Genomic DNA, 20,865 nt, shown 5'->3' with positions numbered 1-20,865 from the left:
ACCGGCAAAACGATGGATCAAAAGCTTATAAAATCGCTACTTGAAGCACCAGCCTACCCAGAGCCGACGGCAGAGGTGCGCCTGGTCGAGACCCACGTCTCCTTTATCTTCATCACCGACCACTTCGTATACAAGGTAAAAAAGGCCGTCGACTACGGCTTTTTGGACTTCACCACGCTGGACCGGCGCCGCTTCTACTGCAACGAGGAGGTGCGCCTGAACCGGCGCCTGTGCCCCGAGGTCTACCTGGGGGTGGTGGAGCTCCGCGAGACCCCGCAGGGTGCAGCCTTCAGCGGTGCCGGCAAGGTCATAGACTATGCCGTCAAGATGAAGCGCCTGCCCCAGGAGCGCATGCTGGACCAACTCTTGAAGGACGGGACCGCCTGTGCCGCCGACATGGCCTCCATCGCGACCGCCGTGGCCTCCTTCCATGCGACAGCGGAACGCGGGGCGCAGATCGATGCCTGTGGCTCGTCCGCCACGATCGGCCGGAACTGGGAGCAGAACTTCAGCCAGAGCGCCGCCTTCGTCGGCACCACGCTGCAGGCCGGGGAGCTGGCGGAAATCCGCCAATGGGTGACCTCCTTCCTTTCCGACAACGAGACGCTGTTCCAGGCCCGGATCGCCGCAGGCTTCATCAGGGACTGCGACGGCGACCTCCACTCCGGCAACATCTGCCTCACCGACCCGGTCTGCATCTTCGACTGTATCGAGTTCAACGAGCGCTTCCGCTACATCGATACCGCCGCCGACCTTGCCTTCCTGCTCATGGACCTGGAGTACGCCGGCCGCCCCGAGCTTGCCCGTGCGCTGCTCTGCGCCTACGGCGCTGCCAGCGGCGACCACGGCATGGCGCCGCTGCTGGACTTCTACAAGGCACAGCGTGCCTTCGTGCGCGGCAAGGTGACCAGCCTGCGCCTGGGACAGCCGGGCATGCCCCCGGAGGAATCCGCGGCGGTGCGCGACGCTGCGCGGCGCTACTTCCGCCTCTCGCGCGGCTACACCCTGAGAAGCAGGCTCGCCCCGACGCTCATCCTCACCTGCGGCCTGAGCGGCTCCGGCAAGAGCAGCCTGGCCGCCGAAGCCAGCCGTGAACTGGGGTTCGACCTGACCCGCTCCGACCTGGTGCGCAAGGCGCTGGCCGGCGTGCCGGCGGCCGGCATCGAGCCCGACGCTAGCTACCGCGCCGGGATCTACAGCGAGGCCATGGACCGCGCCACCTACGACGCCCTCCTGGCCGAAGCCGAGCGTGCGCTAGCCGACGGCAGGGGCATCGTGGTGGACGCGACCTTCCAGCGGCGCGCCGACCGGGAGCGGTTCTCCATGCTTGCCGCGCGGATGAGGGTGCCCTTCCTGGTCATCGAAACGCGCTGTCCTGAAGAGGTTGCCCGCGAACGTCTGGAGCGGCGCCGCCACGACCCTGCCGAGGTCTCCGACGCCCGGTGGGAGCAGTACCAGCGGCAGCGCGCGGAATTCCAGGCTCCGCAGCCCGGGGAAAGCGTGCTCCTCGACAGCACCCTCCCGGTCTGGGACGAGGCGGAGCGGGTGCTCTGCGCAATGGGGTTGACGCCATGAAGACGACCTTGAAGCAAATGGTGCTGCACCGGCTCAAGCTGAAGGACACCTGGGTGATCGCCTTCGTCCTCGGCCTGGTGATGATGAACTACCCCTTCATCAGCATCTTCAACAAGCCGAACCTCCCCTTCGGCATCCCGCTCCTCTACCTCTACCTGCTGACCGGCTGGGTCTTCTCCATCTTCATCGTGTACTTGTTCAGCCGGGCGGCACGCAAGGACAGCGACACCAAGGGGCACATGTAATGCTGGATGTAAACTGGGTCTGGGGCACCGCCCTGCTCTACATAGCCTTCCTGTTCCTGGTCGCCTACTACGCCGACCAGAGACAGAAGGCCGGCCGCAGCATCACCGCCAACGCCTGGGTCTACGCCCTCTCCATAGCGGTCTACGCCACCTCCTGGACCTTCTACGGCTCGGTCGGCAAGGCCGCCACCACCGGCATCGACTTCCTCCCGGTCTACCTGGGCCCCACCCTGACCGCCTTCAGCTGGTGGTTCCTGCTCAAAAAGATGGTGAGGATCTCGAAAGAAAACAACATCACCTCCATCGCCGACTTCATCAGCTCCCGCTACGGCTCCTCGCAATGGCTGGGCGGCATCATCACCGTCATCACCCTGATGGGGGTGATGCCCTACATCGCCCTACAGTTGAAGGCGATCTCCACCTCCTTCACCATCATCACCGGCTACCACGACTTCCACGTCGGGTTCATGGAACGGGTCTACATGCCCTCCCCCCACCCGGGACTCTTCACCGCGCTCTTTCTTGCCGTGTTCAGCGTCCTGTTCGGGGCGCGGCACCTGATCTCCACGGAACGCCACGACGGCCTGGTGGCGGCGATCGCGCTCGAATCGGTGGTGAAGCTCTTCGCCATGCTTACCGTCGGGCTGTGCATCACCTACTTCACCTTCAACGGCATGGCCGACATCTTCCAGCGCGTACAGGCGAAGGATCCGCAGCTCCTGGCGCGGCTCACCACCTTGAGCGACCGCGGCAACAACTCCTACGCCTCCATGTTCAGCATCCTGACCCTTTCCATGGGTGCCGTGATGCTGCTGCCGCGCCAGTTCCAGATCATGGTGCTGGAGAACGCGCACGAGTCGCACCTGAACACGGCGTCCTGGCGTTTCCCGACCTACATGTTCCTGATGAACCTGTTCGTGATGCCCATCGCCCTGGCCGGCGTGCTCATGAACGGCAACAACACCGGGGCCGATTACTTCGTGCTCACCCTCCCCATGCAGCTCGGCTACCCCTGGCTCGCGCTGCTCGCCTTCCTGGGGGGGTTCTCCGCGTCGGCCGGGATGGTCATGGTGGAGTCCATCGCCGTATCCACCATGCTGTTGAACCACGTGCTGCTGCCGGTGGTGATCAAGCTCAAGCCGCGCTCCTGGTTTCCTCTGCTGCTCATCAACCTCAAGCGTTTCGGCATCGTACTGGTCATCCTCTTGGGCTACCTGTACCAGAGCGTGGTCGGTGAAAGCTACATGCTGGCCAACATGGGGCTCATCTCCTTCTCCGCGGCGATCCAGTTCGCGCCGGCCCTCATCGGCGGTCTCTACTGGCCCCGCGGCAACAAGGCCGGCGCCATCGTGGGGCTTCTGGCCGGTTTCGGAGTCTGGTTCTACACGCTGCTGATGCCCTCGCTGTTGCAAGCCGGCGGCTGGCAGGGTAATTTCCTGCTCCACGGCCCCTTCGGCATCGCCCTGTTGCGCCCCCAGGAACTGTTCGGGCTGACCGGGCTGGACCCGTACACCCACACCCTGTTCTGGAGCATGTTCATGAACATCGCCTCCTACCTCTCCCTGTCCATCCTCCTGGACCAGACGGAGAAGGAGCGCGAGCAGGTGATCCGCTTCGTGCGCGTCTTCACCCCGGAGAGCGCCACGCCGCAGTGGGAGACCAAACGCCTTTCCAAGCCGGTCACCATCGTGCAGTTCGTGAACCTCATGTCCAAGTTCATCGGCGAACAGCAGGCCAACGCCGCCATCACCGATTACCTCGGGGACCGCGAGATCGACAGCAAGGGGGGCGTCTCGGAGTTCGAGCTTCCCAACCTGAAGCGCTTCGTGGAGAAGACGCTGGCCGGATCTCTGGGCGGCGCTGCGGCGGGCGCTGTGGTCGAGAGCTTCCTCTCCGATATCGGCTCGCGCATGGAGCCGGTCTACGACATCTTCTCCACGGTGCGCACCTCGCGGGACCAGAGCCGGGAGGCCCTCTTCGTCAGGCTGCGCGCCTCCGAGATCATGAACCGGTCGCTGGAGCTGGACATCATCATGGGCGACCTGCTGGAGCTGCTGCTGCGCGAGTTCAAGCTCGACCTCGCCGTGATCCGCCTTTTGAACGAGGACTCGGTGCTGCAGGTGCGCTGCTTCCGCGGCATCGGTGGGGAGCGGCTCACCGCGGAGGACCGCATCCTGGAGATCGACACCCACGTCGGCGAGGCCTTCCTCGGGCGCCGCACCGAGTTCTTCAACGACACCGCCTTCATCACCAAGCCCATCGCCAAGGAGATCTTCCGCCGTGAGGGGATCAAGTCCTTCGCCCACATCCCCATCGCCAGCGAGGGGGCCCAGCCGGTCGGCATCCTCTCGGTCTTCTCGCGCTCCATCGTCGGGCTCTTTACGGAGCAGTTCGTGGAGCTTCTGGAGAGCCTCGCCGGTCAGCTCGCCCAGGCGGTGCGCATCGTGGAGGAACGCGAGGCCAAGGAGCGGGAACGGCATCAGAAGGAGGCGGCCCTTCTGGAGAACGCCCGGGTCACCCGGGACCTCGAGCTCGCCAAGCAGATCCAGCTGTCGCTCTTGCCGGAAAAGCCCCCCACCCTGCCCGGGGTACGCATCGCCAGCCGCTGCGTCCCCGCCGCGCACGTCGGGGGGGACTACTACGACTTCTTTCAGCGGGGCGACCAGGTGGTGGACCTGGTCATGGCCGACGTCTCCGGCCACAGCGTAGGCGCCGCCCTCATCATGGTGGAAACCCGCAGCGTGCTCCGGGCACAGATCAAGGAGCCGCGCTCGGCGAGCGACCTCCTGAAGCTCCTGAACGAACTGCTCCACGACGACCTCACCGGCGCCGAACTCTTCATCACCATGTTCTGCGCGAGGTACGACAGCAGGACCCGGTCCCTCAGGTACGCCAACGCCGGGCACACCCGGCCGCTTCTGTTCCGCGCCGGGAGCCCGGTGGAACTCGATGCCGAGGGTCTCATCCTCGGGGTGGAGCGCAGCGTCGTCTTTGAGGAACAGCACTTGGCGCTGCAGGCGGGGGATCTCCTCTTCATCTACACCGACGGCATCATCGAGGCCGAGAACAGCGCGGGGGAACTGTTCGGCATCCCGAGGCTGTGCGCGCTCCTCGGCACCATGCTGGACCAGGACCCGGAGGTGGTGGTCGAAAAGGTGCTCTCGGAGGTCTCTTCCTACGCGTGGCCCAATCCTTTACAGGACGACATATCCATGGTAGTCATGAAAGTTACCTGAACCAAAGGCGGCGCCACTTGCTAAATGTCGGCACTTATTGCACAATAAATCTGGCGGTATACCGTACGGACCTCACTACAAGGAGATGGACATGAACCTAGCGACCGAGACGAGGAACGACGTTGTAATAATATACGTCAAGGAGGAAAGGCTGGACGCACACAACTCCACCGAGCTTAAAAGCGCGGTACAGAAGCTTTTTGAGGACGGCAAGAAGAACGTCCTGGTGGACCTGAAGGATGTTCGTTTTATCGACAGTTCCGGGTTGGGTGCGCTGGTCTCGGGGTTCAAGAATGCCATCTCGCACCAGGGCAACCTGAAACTCTCCTCGCTGCAGTCCCAGGTCAAGTCGATGTTCGAACTGACGCGCCTGCACCGGGTTTTCGAGATCTTCCCTTCCACAGTGGAGGCAGTGGAAAACTTCCAGTCCTAGCGGGTCGGGCGGCGGCAAAGCGAGGCATCAGATGGGAAACACGATCGAGGTCGACATAAAGGTTCCCAACAAGACCAGATACCTGAGTCTGATCGGGAAGATCGGGGAGGATATCGCCCGTGAGCTGGAGCGCTACAGCGGCGACAAGGAGGTCTTGGCCTACCATCTGAACCTGGTTCTCACCGAGGCGATGGTGAACGCGATAAAACATGCCGGCCCCAAAGAGCCGGAAAAACTGGTACGCATCGTGATCACCCTGCACCGGGACGACCTGACCATCAGGGTCTACGACGACGGCCAGGGGTTCGACATCAACGCCATCCCGGCCCCCAACTTCGAGGAGTTGGAGGACCGGGGCCGGGGGATCTTCCTGATCCGCACGCTGATGGACTCGGTGGCCTACCGCAAAAACTGCAAGGAAAACATGCTGGAGATGAAGAAGAAGCTGGGCTGATTATCCCCGCCTGCAGCGATAGCACACCATCGCCACGCCCAGCAGGAACATCGGCAAACTAAGCATCTGCCCCATCGAAAATCCCCCCACCACAAACCCGAGCTGCTCGTCGGGCTGCCTGACGAACTCCACCAGGAACCGGAACAGGCCGTACAACGCGATGAAGGACCATACCACCGCGCCGTCACAGCGCACCCTCTTGGAGACCTGGTACAGGATCAGGAACATGACCGGCCCCTCCAGGAATGCCTCGTACAGCTGCGACGGGTGGCGCGGCAGCGGTCCGCCGGCCGGGAACACGATTCCCCAGGGGACGTCGGTGACCCGGCCATACAGTTCGCCGTTGATGAAATTGCCGATCCGGCCGAAGCCCAGCCCCACCGGTGCCGCCAGGAAACCGAGATCGGCCAGCGGGTAGAAGCCCAGCTTGAACTTGCGCACGTAGTAGATGCTGGCCAGGAGCGCGCCGACCAGGCCGCCATGGAACGACATCCCCCCCTCCCAGACCGCGAACAGCTTGAGCGGGTGGGCGAGGTAGAAGGCGAAGTTGTAGAACAGGATGTAGCCCAGGCGCCCGCCCAGGATCACCCCCACAGCGACCGTGAAGATCAGATCGGCGACCTGGTCCCGGTTCAGGGGGAGCCCCTTTCGCTTCACCCCGGACAGGATGATGAAGTAGGCGGCGATGAAGCCGCAGATGTACATGAGACCGTACCAGCGGAATTCCAGCGGCCCCAGGCGCAGGAAGACCGGGTCGATGTTCGGGAAGATCATGCTGCATTCTCCAAAGTGATAATATTTTGCCCGACGGCAGAAGGGACTGGCTCCGTCAGGTGCCTGTCCCTCTAGCGGGACGCTCGTTTCGGCTCAAACACCTGCCCAAGCAGTAAAGGGACAGAAGCAGTAAGGGGACAGGCACCTGGCGGAGCCAGTCCCCATGGGAGCTACTTCCGGTATTCGGGCGGGACGCCGAGGCGGTCGGCACTTTCCCGCAACTGGTCGAGCTTATTCTGCTGCGCCTGGACCCGGTCCTCGGCGTACTTGATGCTGTTCTGAATGGCGAGGTACTCGGAGCGCTGCATGTGCGAGGTGTCGGCGAGCCTCCCCTTGAGGGTCGTCAGGTCGGTCTGGGCGTTTTTCAGGTTGAACTCGGCCTGCAGGAACTCCCTGCGCCACACCGTCTCGTCCTTGCCGCCGTAGAGCTTCTTCGCCCCCTGGGCATCCTCGCCCTTGGCCTTGGCGGGTTCCGCCGCACCACTTTCGAATACCTTGGGACTGGTATCTTCCTGCCCAAGCCTGCGTGCCTTCTTGCGGTACTTCTTGGGTACCTGCCCCAGGTCGTCCGCGAAGTTCATCGTGCCCCGTTCATCGGTCCACTGGTAGGTTTCCGCAGCTGCGGTCAGCGGGTAGAGCAGGAGCAACAACACGAGCAATCTCTTCATTTTGGTCCTCCTTTAGCCGGACCTCCTGGTCTCGGCAGCTCGCAACTGGTTCGAGCGCTGCGGTTAGCCCGGAGGCCACCCGAGCTTGCGGCCGGCCAGCAGGTGGAAGTGGATGTGCCACACCGACTGCCCGGCACCGGCGTTGTTGTTGTTCACCAGGCGGAAGCCCTCCTGGTCGAAGCCGCGCTCGCGGGCCAGCGATGCCGCCACCCGGTGCACCGCCCCGATCAACTGGTCGTCAGCCGGGGTCAGATCCAGGTTGTTCACCACGTGTTTCTTCGGGATGATGAGGATATGGACCGGCGCGACCGGGTTGATGTCTTCGATGGCGAACAGGAGGTCGTCCTCGTAGACCTTCTTCACCGGGATGGTCCCCTCGGCCATCTTGCAGAACAGACAATCACTCATGATTTCCTCCAGTTGAAAGTGATCCCTTTGAGCGTTGGTCAAGCCTCCGGCGCAGCCGGGGCGGGCGTGACGCCCCCTTGTTTTTGCAGGTGGATCAGGAATTCCTTGTTTCCTTTGGGTCCCAGGATGGGCGACTCGCACACCCCCAGCACCTGGAGCCCCAGTTCCTTTGCCAGTTCGGTCACGTTCTCCACGACCTCCTGGTGCTTCTTCTCGTCCCTGACCACGCCCCCCTTCCCCACCTGGCCGCGCCCCACCTCGAACTGCGGTTTGATGAGGGCCACGATGGTGGCGTTCTCCTTGATCAGGCGCAGCGTCGGGGGGAGCACCTTGTCCAGCGAGATGAAGGAGGCGTCGATCACGGCTAGGTCGGGGAACTCCGGCAGCGACTCCAGGTGCCGGATGTTGGTCTTCTCCAGGTTCACCACCCGCGGGTCCTCGCGCAGTTTCCAGGCCAGTTGGCCGTAGCCGACGTCGACAGCGTAGACCCTTTGGGCCCCGCGCTGCAAGAGGCAATCGGTGAAACCGCCGGTGGAGGCCCCCACGTCGACCGCGACCAGCCCCTCGACGGGAATCGCGAAGCGGTCCAGTCCCTGGGCGAGTTTCAAGCCGCCGCGGCTCACGTAGGGGAGCGGTTCCCCCTTCAGGCGGATTTCGGCCTCCAGCGGCACCATGAGTCCCGCCTTGTCCGCCAGGTGGTCGTCCACCACCACCTGTCCCGCCATGATCAGTGCCTTGGCCCTCTCCCGCGAGGGCGCCAGTCCCCGTTCCATGACCAGCTTGTCCAGTCTTTCCTTTGCCAACCTAACTCCCTTGGAAAACAAAAAAGCAAAAACAGGCATTGTTAACGCAAAGACGCAAAGGCGCAAAGAACTACAAAACAGTTTTGAAGCATTTTACTGTCTTGTGTCTTACGTTAATTCATAACGTTAAAGGTTTTGCAGTTCTCCGTATGTATTCTCTTTGCGGCCTTGCGTCTTTGCGTTAAATAAAAGCCTTTTGCAGTTCCCAGTTATCTTGTCTTTGCGTCTTCGCGCCTTGGCGTCTTTGCGTTGAAGCTTTTGGGGTTTTTATCAGTACACCCCATGCAGCGGCCCACCCGGTGCGGCCAGCTCTTCCACCCTCTTCTCCACCGCCGGGTCTTCGATCAACGGCGGCGCGTGGTGCGGCTTCACCCTGGCGTCGATGACCAGGGGCCCGCTGCAGCCCCACTGCTTGCAGATCGTGCTGGCGCCGACACCGTAGATGTCCGCGGCCGGGTCGGAGCGGGTGAAGGTGACCCAGAGGAAGTTGTTCAATTCGGCCGCGGTGAAGCGGCTGTCGTCGCAGACGACGATGAGCGGGAACCCGTCCAGCCCTTCGCCCCCCTCGAGCGCCTGGCACAGTGCCTCGATCTCTGCGTCCGCCTCCCCCTTGGGGGTGCTGCACGCCGGTCCCTGCACGGCAATGACGCCGGGAAGACACAGTGCCGGCGCCGAGAAACCGGGCGCAAGCCTCAATGCCGCGGGGAGCTCGGTCCCAAGCGTGCGCCGCTTCTCCCCGATGGCCGCCATCACCACCTTGGAGCCGCTGTTCAACCCCGAGCCGGAGTAGTCCAGGGTGTCCATGGTGGTGGCGGTCTGGAAGTGGAGGTCGCGGCGCAGGTCGATCCGCTCCAGCACGTGCCCCAAAAACGCGGGGATATCGTGGATATCGAGCCTCGGTGCATCCTCGTGTGCGGCGATCATCAGGTACTTGGCCAGGGAGAGCTGCCCCTGCCCGAGCACCGCGTTGGCGATGGTCAACAGTTCCTGCGGCGTGCGCCGCTCCCCGTAGGGTACGTAGCGCTCGCTCCCCATGGCGAACAGCAGCGGATGCACCCCCGCCGCGTCCACGGCATGCACCGCCTTCACCCCCGGAATCACGGTCGGGATCAGCGGCCCGGTCAGTTCGTGGATGAACGCGCCGAAGGAGGTGTCCTCCTGGGGCGGGCGCCCCACCGTCGTGAAGGGCCAGATGGCGCCGTCGCGGTGGAACACCTCCTCCACCTTGAGCACCGGGAAGTGGTGGGCCAGGCTGTAGTAGCCGAAGTGGTCCCCGAAGGGCCCCTCGGGCAGGGTCTTGGCAGGATCGATGACGCCAGTGATGCAGAAATCCGCCTCGGCGGGGATGGGAAGCCTCCCGTCGCGCCGCACCATCTCGATGCGGTGCCCGGCCAAAAGGCCGGCGAAGGAGAGTTCGGGCATCCCTTCCGGGAGCGGCATTACCGCGGCCACGGTCATCGAGGGGGCGCCCCCGACGAAGATGTTGACCCGGAACGGCTCACCCTTGGCGATCGCCTCCGCGTGGTGGAAGCCGATGCCGCGGTGGATCTGGTAGTGGAGGCCTATCTCCTCGTTGGTGCGGTACTCCCCCCCGGAGAGCTGGACCCGGTACATGCCCAGGTTGGAATGGCGCAGACCCGGCTGCAACGCACTCTCGGAGTAGACCTGGGGCAGGGTTATGAAGGCGCCGCCGTCGTCGGGCCAGGACTTCAATTGGGGGAGTTTGTCGATGGTGGTGCGGTTGGCCATGACGGGGCCGTCGCTAACACTCTTGGGGAGCAGGTGCCAGGCGGCGGGAACGGCGCCCACGAGGGTCGCGGGCTCCCGCAGCGCGCAACGCGGGTCGACCTTGAGCTTCACCAGGCGTTCCACCGCTTTCAGGGTATCCCTGAAGATGTACCTGGTCCTGTCCAGGGTGCCGAACAGGTTGCCCAGCATGGGGAAGGAACTCCCCTTGACCCTGGTGAAGAGCAGTGCCGGCCCGCCCGCCTGGTACACCCGACGCTGAATGGAACCGATCTCCAGTTCCGCGGACAGTTCGCAGTCGATCCTGACCAGGGCGCCGGTGCGCTCCAGGTCAGTCACGCAAGATGCAAGGTCTTTATATCCCAACCAATTCCTCCACAGCTCCAAGCCTTATTACCGCATTACTTTTAATGCACCCCCGCAACCAAGTCAATATAAAAGACCCCCGCCCCGGGCGCCTGAAAGCAACGCTGTTCGTGTCCGCGGTTTTGTGCTAACCTGCTGCCCTGATTACCATGCGGGGGAGCCTCTTGCCACGTTTCACCATCTTCAAAAAGATCCTGGTCATCACGCTGCTGCTCTCCCTGCTGCCGCTGCTGGTTTCCTCCGCCATTCTCCTGGCCAACCTCCAGTCCACCAGCGCCCGGCTTTCCGCCGAGATCAGCGATTCCGACGACCGCCAGGCCGTCGAATCGCTGCAGATGAAGGCGCGCGACCTTGCCGAAAACATCAAGGATTTCCTGCACCAGTGCGAGTGCGACCTCTTCTTTCTCTCCCGCTCCCCCCTCTCCCAGCCGGCGCTCATGAACTTCTACCAGACCCGGCTCTCCGAGGTGTGGCAGCGCGGCGGCAGCTCCACGGCCGCACAGGGGACCCACGAGTTCCTCCCCATTTACCGCTCCATCGCCCTCATCGACAGAAACGGCAAGGAGCAGGTGGTGATCCGTAACGGCCGCTTCGTCCCCAACAGTCAGCTTGCCGACGTCTCCGTCCCGGCCAACACCGAATTCAAGAGCGAGCAGTACTTCGCCCGGGTGCGCGCGCTGAAGCCGGGTGAGATCTACGTCTCCCACCTGACCGGCTTCCATATCGGCAAGCAGGAGCAACTGGCGGGGGCCGCGGACCCGGAGAGCGCCTACGACGGCAAGATGTACCAGGGGGTGATCCGCTTCGGTGCGCCCCTGTTCGACGCCAAGGGCACCTTCAACGGCATGGTGCTTCTCTCCCTGGACCACCGCCACCTGATGGAATTCACCCAGCACATCGATCCCGGCAAGAACGCGTCGGCACTCTTTCCTTCCTACCAAAGTGGCAACTACGCCTTCCTCTTCGACGACGAGGGGTGGATCATCACCCACCCAAAGTTCTGGGACATCCGCGGTGTGGACCCGCAGGGGCGGCTGGTCCCCCCCTACACCGCCCGCTCCGGCAAGGCTGAAATAGAGAGCGGCCGCATCCCCTTCAACCTCGATCAGGCCGGCTTCGTCCACCCCGGTTACCCCAAGGTCTCGGCGGCGGTGCGCGCCAGGCAGGAAGGGTACGTCGACATCACCAACGTAGGCGGCGCCAAGAAGATCATGGCCTTCGCCCCCATCTTCTACGACACCGGCGATTACGCCAAACACGGCGTCTTCGGCGGCGTCACCATCGGCTTCCAGGTGGACCGTTTCCACGAGGCATCGCGCAAAGGGGGAAGGCTCATCGCCAGGCAGCTCGGCGAGCACCGCCGCACCAGTGCCGTCATCATCCTGCTCACGGCGCTGGTCTCCGCCCTCTCCGCCTGGCTCCTCTCCCGCGGCATCAGCATCCCGCTGCGGCAGCTGACCGAGAACGCCGGCAAGCTCGCGGCGGGCGACTTCGCCGAGCGGGTCGCGGTGAACTCGGCCGACGAGATCGGCGTCCTGGCCCAGACCTTCAACAACATGGCCGACGAGCTGGACCGCCGCAAGCTGAGCCTCCTCTCCACCCTGGAGGAGCTGAAGCAGTCGCGGCTGGAGATCATGGACGAGCGCAACTTCAAGGCGAGCGTCCTGGAGAGTATCTCCAGCGGCATCGTCACCTTCTCGCCGCACGGCTTCCTCACCTCCATCAACCGCACCGGCAGGCTCTTCCTGGGTGAGAACGTGGTCGAGGGGATCCACTACCGCGAGCTGTTCCGGGACTGGGAGGGGTTGAGCGAGCGCATAGCCGCCGTCTTCGCCACCAACTCCGGGTACGGCCGGGAGACCTTCCGCTTCGACCACGAGCCGGGCAAGACCCATTTCGACGTCGGCTTCTTCCCCATTGGGCACGACTCCGAACACGGGCTCACCATCACGCTGCGAAACGAGACCGAGCGGGAGAACCTGCACGAGGAGATGATGCGCCTGGACCGGCTCGCCTCCCTGGGCAAGCTGTCGGCGGGGATCGCGCACGAGGTGAGAAATCCCCTCACGGGGATCTCGCTGCTGCTGGACGACCTGCACGACCAGGCGGCGTCGAACAGTGCCGACCGGGAGCTGATCAAGAAGGCGCTGGCCGAGATCGAGCGGGTCGAAAAGCTGGTCAACGCCCTGTTGAATTACTCCTCGCCGGTGCGGGCCGAGTTCCGCGTCTGCGACCTGAACCGGTTGGTGAACGACACGGTGCTGTTGCTGCGGCGCCCCTGTGAGAAGCAGCAGGTGCAGCTTCTGCTGGTCGAAGGCGAGGTCCCTCCCTTCAGGCTCGACCCGGAAAAGATCAAGCAGGCGGTGCTGAACATCATCAAGAACGCGCAGCAGGCGCTCCCGCAAGGCGGCCGCATCGAGGTGCGCACCGCGGTGCGCGACAGCCACGCGGTGATAGAGATCAGCGACGACGGTCCCGGCATCGCCGCGGAGGATCTCCCCCTCATCTTCGAGCCCTTCTTCACCAGGAAAGGTGCCGGCACGGGACTCGGCCTCTCCATCACCCAGCGCATCATCGAGGAACACCAGGGGAGGGTCCAGGTGGAGAGCGCGCCGGGAGAGGGAACCCGTTTCACCGTGGAACTGCCGCTGGACGTACCATAGCAGGAGGGGGACTGGCTCCGCGAGGTGCCTGTCCCCTTGCTCTTGGCTTGGATACTAAGTAACAATAAGCCGCTCACCCCTCTCCCCCCGGGAGAGGGTGCCCGAAGGGCGGGTGAGGGCCCGGCCGGCTGCAGCCATCGTGCCACTGGCAACGCCCTCACCCTGGCCCTCTCCCGGAGGGAGAGGGGATGTGGACAAAAAAAAGGAAGCCATGGAAAAGATACTGATCATAGACGACGAAGCCTTCATCTGTGAAAACGTGCAGCGTATCCTCTCCAGCGAGGGATTCGAGGTCCTCTCCGCGGCATCGGGGCAGCAGGCCCGCGACCTGGTCGCCTCCGAAGAGATCGATCTTGCCCTGCTGGACCTGAACCTCGGCACCGAGGACGGCATCGACGTACTGAAAAACCTGAAGGAGATCGACCCGGAACTGCTGGTGATCATCATCACCGGCTATGGGTCGGTGGAAACCGCGGTGGAGTCCTTGAAGCTGGGCGCCTTCCACTACATGAAGAAGCCGTTCAAGGCGGACGCGCTCAGGCTGATCGTGAAGCTCGCCCTGAAGACCCAGACCCTGAAGCGCGAAGTGAGAAAACTAAGGCTTGGCGACGGCTCCCTCCCCGGCCCCTCCCCCATCATCGGCAAAAGCGAGGCCTTCAACGAGGTGGTGGCCCAGGTGCGCGAGATCGCCCGCATCCCCTCGACCGTGCTCATCACCGGCGAGTCCGGCACCGGCAAAGAACTGGTAGCCCGCGCCATCCACGACCTCTCCGACCGCAGGGAGGCCTCCTTCGTTGCCATCAACTGCGCCTCCATTCCCGCTTCCCTGCTGGAAAGCGAGCTGTTCGGCCACGAGAAGGGATCCTTCACCGGTGCCGCCGCCAGGAAGAAGGGACTTTTCGAGGAAGCGCATCACGGCACCATCTTCCTCGACGAGATCGGGGAGATGGACATGGCCATGCAGGCGAAGCTGTTGCGGGTGCTGCAGGAAAAGACCATCCGCAGGGTCGGCGCGGTCAAGGACATCGAGATCGACGTCAGGGTCGTCGCGGCCACCAATCGCGACCTGTTGCAGCGCATCGCCGAGAAGAGTTTCCGCGAGGATCTCTTCTACCGCCTCAACGTATTCCCGATCCACATCCCCCCGCTGCGGGAACGGGTAGCCGACATCGCCGCGCTGGCCAGCTACTTCCTGGACAGCTTCAGCCGTTCCTTCGGCCGCCACTTCCGTGATGTTTCGCCCGAGGCGGAGCGGCTCATGGCCCACTATGCCTGGCCCGGCAACGTCAGGGAGTTAAGAAATGTCATCGAGCGCATCTGCATCATGCGCAACGGACCGACCCTGCTGCCCGAATACCTGCCCCAGGAGATCAGGACCGGCCAGTACAACGACGCCGCAGCCCCCCATTCGGCCAATGCCGTGACCATCCCGGAGGGGCTGGGGCTCGAGGAAGCAATCAGCAGCATCGAGAAGACCCTGATCGAGCGGGCCCTGCAGGCCACCGGCGGCAACGTATTGCAGACCGCCGCCAACCTGAAGCTTCCGCGCGGCACCCTGCGTTACAAGATGGACAAGTACGGCCTCTAGCTTGACGTCAGCGACTGTCGTCCAAAGCGGCAGTCGCCCCCTCGCCCCCTGGCGCCCTCCCATAACTCCCATAACTCCCATAACTTCCAGGAGAAAACAGCCCCCCTCCCCCACCCACCCGTTCTATTTTCACCGCCCACCAAACATTAGCTACAACCAACCAACCTTTCACACGCCGCGCCCCCTCCCGACCTCATTCTAATCCCGCGCCCTCCCCCTGCGCTGGCAACTATCCGCCACTGCAGTGGCGGATTTCAGCCACCAAATTCCGCCACAACCATCATTCTGCTGCGGTCACACCACCAAAAACAACGAGTTACACCACCACACCAGTGGCACCGCAGTTGCAACAAAACAGTGTATCGTATACGCACCACCGTCAACGATGGCAGGTGCAAGAACCACAAAGCTAATAAGACAGTTTTAACAACTGCAGCACACACCCCAAGGAGGAGTACCGTATGAACCTGAAAGCTTGTTTTAAAACTTTGGTCATGGCCGCAGCCCTTGCCCTGCCCGTGACCGCATTGGCCGCCCCCGCACCCATCGTTATCAAGTTCAGCCACGTCGTCGCACAGCACACCCCCAAAGGGCAGGCCGCAGACTACTTCAAGAAACTGGCCGAGGAGCGCACCAAGGGACGCGTCAAGGTCGAGGTCTACCCGAACAGCCAACTCTACAAGGACAAGGAAGAGATGGAGGCACTGCAGTTGGGCGCAGTCCAGATGCTGGCGCCGTCGCTGGCCAAGTTCGCTCCGCTGGGCGTGAAAGAGTTCGAGGTGTTCGACCTCCCCTTCATCTTCGACAACTACCAGGAACTGCACAAGGTGACCCAGGGGCCGGTAGGCGCAAAGCTTTTGAAGAAGCTTGAGTCTAAAGGCATCCTCGGTCTCGCTTACTGGGATAACGGCTTCAAGGTGATGAGCGCCAACAAGCCGATCAAGAACGTGGCCGACTTCAGGGGCCAGAAGATGCGCATCCAGTCCTCCAAGGTGCTCGACTCCCAGATGCGCTCCGTGGGCGCCATCCCGCAGGTGCTCGCCTTCTCCGAGGTGTACCAGGCGCTGCAGACCGGCGTCGTCGACGGCACCGAGAACCCCCCCTCCAACCTCTACACCCAGAAGATGCACGAGGTGCAGAAGTACGTCACCCTCTCCGACCACGGTTACCTGGGTTACGCGGTCATCGTGAACAAGAAGTTCTGGCAGGGCCTGCCGGCCGACATCCGCACCATCCTGGAAGGGTGCATGAAGGACGCCACCAAGTACGCCAACGATGTGGCCAAGAAGGACAACGACGAGGCATTGGCCGCCGTCAAGAAGTCCGGTCGCAGCCAGCTGATCACCCTCACCCCTCAGGAGCGGGCCGCCTGGAAGAAGGCGATGGACAAGGCGCACAAGGAGAACATCGGCCGCATCGGTACCGACATCGTCAAGGAAGTCTACGCCGCCACCGGCTACAGCGCGAACTAACCACACCACACCTGCACGTCATGGCCGCCCGCTCGCGCGGGCGGCCGTTTGAACGAGTTCCAGGAGAAGCCCATCATGATGAAGTATCTTGACCATCTTGAGGAAATCATCATCACCTTCCTCATCGCCGCCGCCACGGTGATCATCGCCCTGGCCGTCGGCCATCGCTATCTGTCCGGCCTGCCCATCCCGGCACTGCAGGACTGGCTGCTGACCATTAACATGAGCTGGGCGCAGGAGCTCTGCATTTACATGTTCGTCTGGATGGCGAAGTTCGGCGCCGCCTACGGCGTCCGCAGCGGCATCCACGTCGGCGTCGACGTCCTCGTCACCCGCCTCCCCGATTCCTGGCGCAAGGTGACCGTGGTGATAGCCATTCTCGGCGGCGCGCTCTTCACCGGCCTGATCGGCACCCTGGGCGCCAAGTTCGTCTGGGAGAACGGGTTTCACTACGCCCTGTTCAACAAGCTGGGCATGAACGTCACCGACCTGATCGAAGGCCCCATCACCCCCGACCTCGAGTGGCCGACCTGGATCGTCTACTCCGCGGTCCCCTTGGGTTCGTACCTCATGTGCTTGCGCTTCCTCCAGGTGGGCGTCGCTTTCCTGCGCACCGGCGAATTGCCGCACCACGACCACGCCCATGTCGACGGCATCGACGAGATCGGCACGCTCGACTCCACCGAGGCGCTGGAAGAGTACGAGCAGCACAAGTTCAACCATAAGGAAGCGCAGGGGGGTGTGAAATGAGTACTGCAGTAGTTGGCTGGGAACAGTTTTCCAAGAAAAAGGCGGCCACCTGGCTGTTGGGCATCGCCGTGATCCTTGGAGCGATAGCCACCCTCGGCAGCACCGGCATCGTCTTCGCGCTGCTTTTGGCGCTCATGCTGACCGGCATGCCCATCTCCATCGCCCTGGGCCTCACCGTCCTCACCTTCCTGTTCTTCTTCTCGGAGGTCCCCACCGAAGCGGTGGCCATGAAGCTCTTCACCGGCATCGAGAAGTTTGAGATCATGGCGATCCCGTTCTTCATCCTGGCGGGTAACTTCCTGACCCACGGCGGCGTGGCGAAGAGGATGATCAACTTCGCCACCTCCATGGTCGGCCACTGGCATGGCGGTCTCGCCCTTGCCGGCGTCATGGCCTGCGCCCTCTTCGCCGCGGTCTCCGGCTCCAGCCCGGCCACGGTGGTCGCCATCGGCTCCATCATGATGCCGGCCATGGTGCGCGCCGGCTATCCCAAGCGCTTCGGCGCCGGCGTCATCACCACCTCGGGCTCGTTAGGCATCCTGATCCCCCCTTCCATCCCCATGGTGGTCTACTGCGTCGCCACCAACTCCTCGGTCGGCGCGCTCTTCATGGGTGGCGTCATCCCCGGCCTCATGCTGGCCTCGCTGCTGGGCCTCGTGGCATGGTGGAGGGCCAAGCAGGGCAACCTCCCCCGCATGAAGAAGGCGACCTGGGGCGAGCGGGCCAAGGCCTTCCGCGACAGCATCTGGGGCCTGCTCCTGATAGTCATCGTCCTGGGCGGGATCTATTCCGGCATGTTCACCCCGACCGAGGCCGCCGCCATGAGCGCGGTCTACGCCTTCGTCATCGCCGTCTTCGTCTACCGCGACGTACCCTTCAAGAAGGTCCCCAAGGTGCTGCTCGACTCGGCCAGCATGTCGGCGATGCTTTTGTACATCATCACCAACGCCGTGCTCTTCTCCTTCCTGATGACCCACGAGAACATCCCGCAGCTCATGGCGGACTGGATCCTCGGTCACAACCTGGGCGTGGTCTCCTTCCTCCTGGTCACCAACGTGCTGCTGCTTCTGGCCGGCAACGTGATGGAGCCCTCCTCCATCATCCTGATTCTCGCCCCGATCCTGTACCCGGTCGCCATGAAGCTCGGCATCGACCCGGTGCATTTCGGTGTACTGATCACGGTGAACATGGAGGTCGGCATGTGCCACCCGCCGGTGGGCTTGAACCTCTACGTCTCCAGCGGCATCACCAAGATGGGGATCTCGGAACTCACCATAGCGGTCTGGCCCTGGCTCATGGCCATGCTGGGCTTCATGCTGCTCGTCACCTACGTGCCGATCATCTCGCTCTGGCTGCCGCGCGCGCTTGGGTACTAGCATCTGCGACAGAGGTGCACTGTTCAAAAGGGCCTGTCCATCGGACAGGCCCTTTCTCTTCGCACCCGTAGCGTTCGAAAATCCTTTACCCTGCGCTGCAGTTGGGCTATTTATGCCAAGTTCACCTTAATGTCACTGACAGGAAACCACGGACATGACATCACTGCTCATTGCTATTTTTCTCGTTGCCTATGCTGCCATTGCCTTGGAGCACCCCATCAGGATCAACAAATCCTCGTCGGCACTGCTTGGCGCTGGGCTGCTCTGGTCCGTGTACGCCCTTTGGGGTCCCGACAGCCACCTCGTCGTGCATCAGTTGAACGAATCGCTGGCCGCTACGGCACAGATCGTCTTCTTCCTGATCGGCGCCATGACCATCGTGGAAGTCGTGGACGCCCACAACGGTTTCGAGGTGATCACGGCCCACATCAAGACCCGCAAACTCTCTTCGTTGATGTGGCTGGTCGGCTTTGTCACCTTCTTCCTGAGCGCTGTCCTCGACAACCTCACCACCACCATCGTCATGATCTCGTTGATGAAGAAGCTCCTGGACCGCCAGGAGGACCGCCTCTTCTTCGCCGGTCTCATCGTCATCGCCGCCAATGCCGGTGGCGCCTGGACTCCCATCGGCGACGTCACCACTACCATGCTCTGGATAGGCGGCCAGATTACCCCCCTTGAGATCATGAAAGGTGTACTTGCCCCTTCCCTGGTGAACCTCCTGCTGCCGCTGGCTGTCGTTGCCTACCAGCTGAAAGACCGCGAGGTGCTGGCCCCGGCGCGTCAGGAAAACGGGGACCTGCCGCAAACGACCCTTTTCGAGCGCAATCTCATGTTCTTTCTCGGCATCGGCATCCTGGTGAGCGTGCCGCTATTTAAGATGGTCACCCACCTCCCCCCTTTCATGGGAATCCTACTGGGGCTCGGCCTGCTCTGGCTCGCCGGCGACCTGGTGCACCGCAACAAGGAGGAGATGGACAAACGGCACTTCACCCTCGCCCACGCACTGGAGAAGATCGACATGAGTTCCATCGTCTTCTTCATCGGCATCCTGCTCGCGGTGGCCACTCTGGAGCACACCCACATCCTGGTGGCAATCGCCTCCTGGCTGGACCGGGCCGTCGGTCGCCTGGACCTGATCGTGACCCTCATCGGGCTCGTAAGCGCCATCGTGGACAACGTCCCCCTGGTCGCGGCCAGCATGGGGATGTACAACCTGGCGCAGCATCCGGCGGACAGCTTCCTCTGGGAGTTCATGGCCTATTGCGCGGGAACGGGAGGCTCGATCCTGGTGATCGGCTCGGCCGCGGGGGTCGCGGCCATGGGACTGGAGAATCTGCATTTCTTCTGGTACGTGAAGCGGATCAGCGGTCTGGCACTGCTCGGCTACTTCGGCGGCATCGGCGTCTACCTGCTGCAGACAAGGCTCTTCGGCTGATCCCACGGCGTGGCTGGTTGAAGATCATCCTTCCCATAACCAACCTCAGTTTCGTCGCATTAAAACCGGTGCCACGCATTCCACGTCCTGCTCAGATTCCTGTTAAATATATACGGCCAGCCCGAGACTGGCAGGTCTACCAGCTCCTGAACAGGCCGGAGTCGATGTGGACGAAGCCGGACTGGGGGTAGTAACCTACCCCTCCGGCGGCGAGGGCGATGGCGGTGCGCCTGATGCGGTCCAGCCCGACGCGCGGGATGGCGAGGTCGATGGCCATCCCCTTCATGTGCAGACTGTCCTTGGCCACCCCTGCCGACCGGCTGCGCAGGCGGGCATTGTACTCGGGGGAGCGGTAGCCGGAGATGATGTGGATCTCGTTGTCCCCGCCCAGGGAGTTGTCCAGCCGGTTCAGGTACTCGAGCACGCGCAGGTCCATGGCGGTGGTTTCGTTGGTATGATGGCAGCGGAAGATCCAGTTGAGAGCCTGGAGCGCCTCGTCGCAGTACTCGCCCACGCTGTTACGGTAGGTGACGGTGAGCCTTTCCTTGCAGTTCACGTTGTAAAGGGAGAGCTTCCCTTCCGGCACCCCCCCCCCTTCCATTAATTTGGCAAAGGCCGATTTTGCCCCCAGGACCGTGGCTGCGAAAAAAGCCGAGGACTTAAGAAACATCCTGCGGCACAATATTTTATCTTTCACATAAACTCCTACAAATCAAAGAGTTAGCCGGCAAACACGGCTACCCCTTGCTACCACAAAGCCTCCTTCCCTGTCAACCGCGGCGTGCCCGCAACGATTCTCTAACTTGCTAATGTGGCGCGGTATGATTTCCTCTCTTCGTCGGCACCCACCCTCCCAACTGCAGGGGGACT

17 protein-coding genes are annotated in these 20,865 nt (G+C 62.8%); 11 read left to right on the top strand and 6 right to left on the bottom strand.

Annotated features, from left to right (window positions below; genetic code table 11):
* The first annotated feature begins 12 nt into the window (after positions 1-12).
* From JFN91_RS14415 to JFN91_RS14395, 5 genes are all read left to right on the top strand, one after another.
* Positions 13-1,575 carry a bifunctional aminoglycoside phosphotransferase/ATP-binding protein gene (locus JFN91_RS14415; protein WP_199389882.1) on the top strand — a complete coding sequence of 521 codons (1,563 nt, stop codon included), beginning with the start codon at positions 13-15 and terminating at the stop codon, positions 1,573-1,575.
* The gene (locus tag JFN91_RS14410; protein WP_199389881.1) at positions 1,572-1,820 is read left to right on the top strand and encodes a hypothetical protein; all 249 of its coding nucleotides are present in this window, start codon (positions 1,572-1,574) and stop codon (positions 1,818-1,820) included. Before JFN91_RS14415 ends, JFN91_RS14410 begins: the two co-directional genes overlap by 4 nt.
* Positions 1,820-5,056: a SpoIIE family protein phosphatase gene (locus JFN91_RS14405; protein WP_199389880.1), complete on the top strand. Its 3,237-nt coding sequence runs from the start codon at positions 1,820-1,822 to the stop codon at positions 5,054-5,056. The genes JFN91_RS14410 and JFN91_RS14405 overlap by 1 nt, the downstream gene beginning before the upstream one ends.
* A 91-nt stretch (positions 5,057-5,147) precedes the next feature.
* A complete protein-coding gene (locus JFN91_RS14400) occupies positions 5,148-5,489 on the top strand; it encodes an STAS domain-containing protein (protein ID WP_183347466.1) in 342 nt (113 codons plus the stop codon).
* Positions 5,490-5,520: 31 nt separating this feature from the next.
* Entirely contained in the window at positions 5,521-5,943 is a 423-nt protein-coding gene (locus JFN91_RS14395) for an ATP-binding protein (RefSeq protein ID WP_199389879.1), read from the top strand.
* Here JFN91_RS14395 and lgt read toward each other — a convergent pair whose 3' ends face one another.
* The 5 genes from lgt to JFN91_RS14370 all read right to left on the bottom strand — a co-directional run bounded on the left by lgt (position 5,944) and on the right by JFN91_RS14370 (position 10,708).
* Positions 5,944-6,717 (bottom strand): prolipoprotein diacylglyceryl transferase, encoded by a 774-nt coding sequence (lgt, locus tag JFN91_RS14390; protein ID WP_199389878.1) that lies wholly within the window; start codon positions 6,715-6,717, stop codon positions 5,944-5,946.
* 170 nt (positions 6,718-6,887) lie between these two features.
* Positions 6,888-7,385: a DUF4124 domain-containing protein gene (locus JFN91_RS14385; RefSeq protein ID WP_199389877.1), complete on the bottom strand. Its 498-nt coding sequence runs from the start codon at positions 7,383-7,385 to the stop codon at positions 6,888-6,890.
* Between the two features lie 63 nt (positions 7,386-7,448).
* The gene (locus JFN91_RS14380) at positions 7,449-7,793 is read right to left on the bottom strand and encodes a histidine triad nucleotide-binding protein (RefSeq protein ID WP_199389876.1); all 345 of its coding nucleotides are present in this window, start codon (positions 7,791-7,793) and stop codon (positions 7,449-7,451) included.
* Between the two features lie 38 nt (positions 7,794-7,831).
* A complete protein-coding gene (locus tag JFN91_RS14375) occupies positions 7,832-8,596 on the bottom strand; it encodes a TlyA family RNA methyltransferase (RefSeq protein WP_199389875.1) in 765 nt (254 codons plus the stop codon).
* Positions 8,597-8,866: 270 nt separating this feature from the next.
* Positions 8,867-10,708: a UbiD family decarboxylase gene (locus tag JFN91_RS14370; RefSeq protein ID WP_199389874.1), complete on the bottom strand. Its 1,842-nt coding sequence runs from the start codon at positions 10,706-10,708 to the stop codon at positions 8,867-8,869.
* A 164-nt stretch (positions 10,709-10,872) separates the two neighbouring features.
* Here JFN91_RS14370 and JFN91_RS14365 point away from each other — a divergent pair, with 164 nt between their 5' ends.
* The 6 genes from JFN91_RS14365 (at position 10,873) to nhaD (ending at position 19,995) form a co-directional block, all read left to right on the top strand.
* The gene (locus JFN91_RS14365; RefSeq protein ID WP_199389873.1) at positions 10,873-13,371 is read left to right on the top strand and encodes a PAS domain-containing sensor histidine kinase; all 2,499 of its coding nucleotides are present in this window, start codon (positions 10,873-10,875) and stop codon (positions 13,369-13,371) included.
* Between the two features lie 211 nt (positions 13,372-13,582).
* Positions 13,583-14,959, top strand: a complete 1,377-nt coding sequence (locus JFN91_RS14360) for a sigma-54-dependent transcriptional regulator (protein ID WP_199389949.1) — start codon at positions 13,583-13,585, stop codon at positions 14,957-14,959.
* A gap of 461 nt (positions 14,960-15,420) precedes the next feature.
* Positions 15,421-16,431, top strand: coding sequence for a TRAP transporter substrate-binding protein (locus JFN91_RS14355; RefSeq protein ID WP_199389872.1), 1,011 nt, complete (start codon positions 15,421-15,423; stop codon positions 16,429-16,431).
* A 75-nt stretch (positions 16,432-16,506) separates the two neighbouring features.
* The gene (locus JFN91_RS14350) at positions 16,507-17,181 is read left to right on the top strand and encodes a TRAP transporter small permease (RefSeq protein ID WP_199389871.1); all 675 of its coding nucleotides are present in this window, start codon (positions 16,507-16,509) and stop codon (positions 17,179-17,181) included.
* The gene (locus JFN91_RS14345; RefSeq protein WP_199389870.1) at positions 17,178-18,557 is read left to right on the top strand and encodes a TRAP transporter large permease; all 1,380 of its coding nucleotides are present in this window, start codon (positions 17,178-17,180) and stop codon (positions 18,555-18,557) included. Before JFN91_RS14350 ends, JFN91_RS14345 begins: the two co-directional genes overlap by 4 nt.
* Before the next feature lie 154 nt (positions 18,558-18,711).
* Positions 18,712-19,995, top strand: coding sequence for a sodium:proton antiporter NhaD (gene nhaD / locus JFN91_RS14340; protein ID WP_199389869.1), 1,284 nt, complete (start codon positions 18,712-18,714; stop codon positions 19,993-19,995).
* 136 nt (positions 19,996-20,131) lie between these two features.
* On the opposite strand, the gene JFN91_RS14335 is transcribed toward nhaD, so the two are convergent.
* The gene (locus JFN91_RS14335; protein WP_199389868.1) at positions 20,132-20,692 is read right to left on the bottom strand and encodes a YcbK family protein; all 561 of its coding nucleotides are present in this window, start codon (positions 20,690-20,692) and stop codon (positions 20,132-20,134) included.
* Between the last annotated feature and the right edge of the window lie 173 nt (positions 20,693-20,865).

The organism is Geomonas anaerohicana (genome assembly GCF_016458305.1).
Lineage (GTDB): Bacteria > Desulfobacterota > Desulfuromonadia > Geobacterales > Geobacteraceae > Geomonas > Geomonas anaerohicana.
Note: the sequence above shows the minus strand (reverse complement) of the source record. Positions and strands in the feature narration are given on the sequence as shown.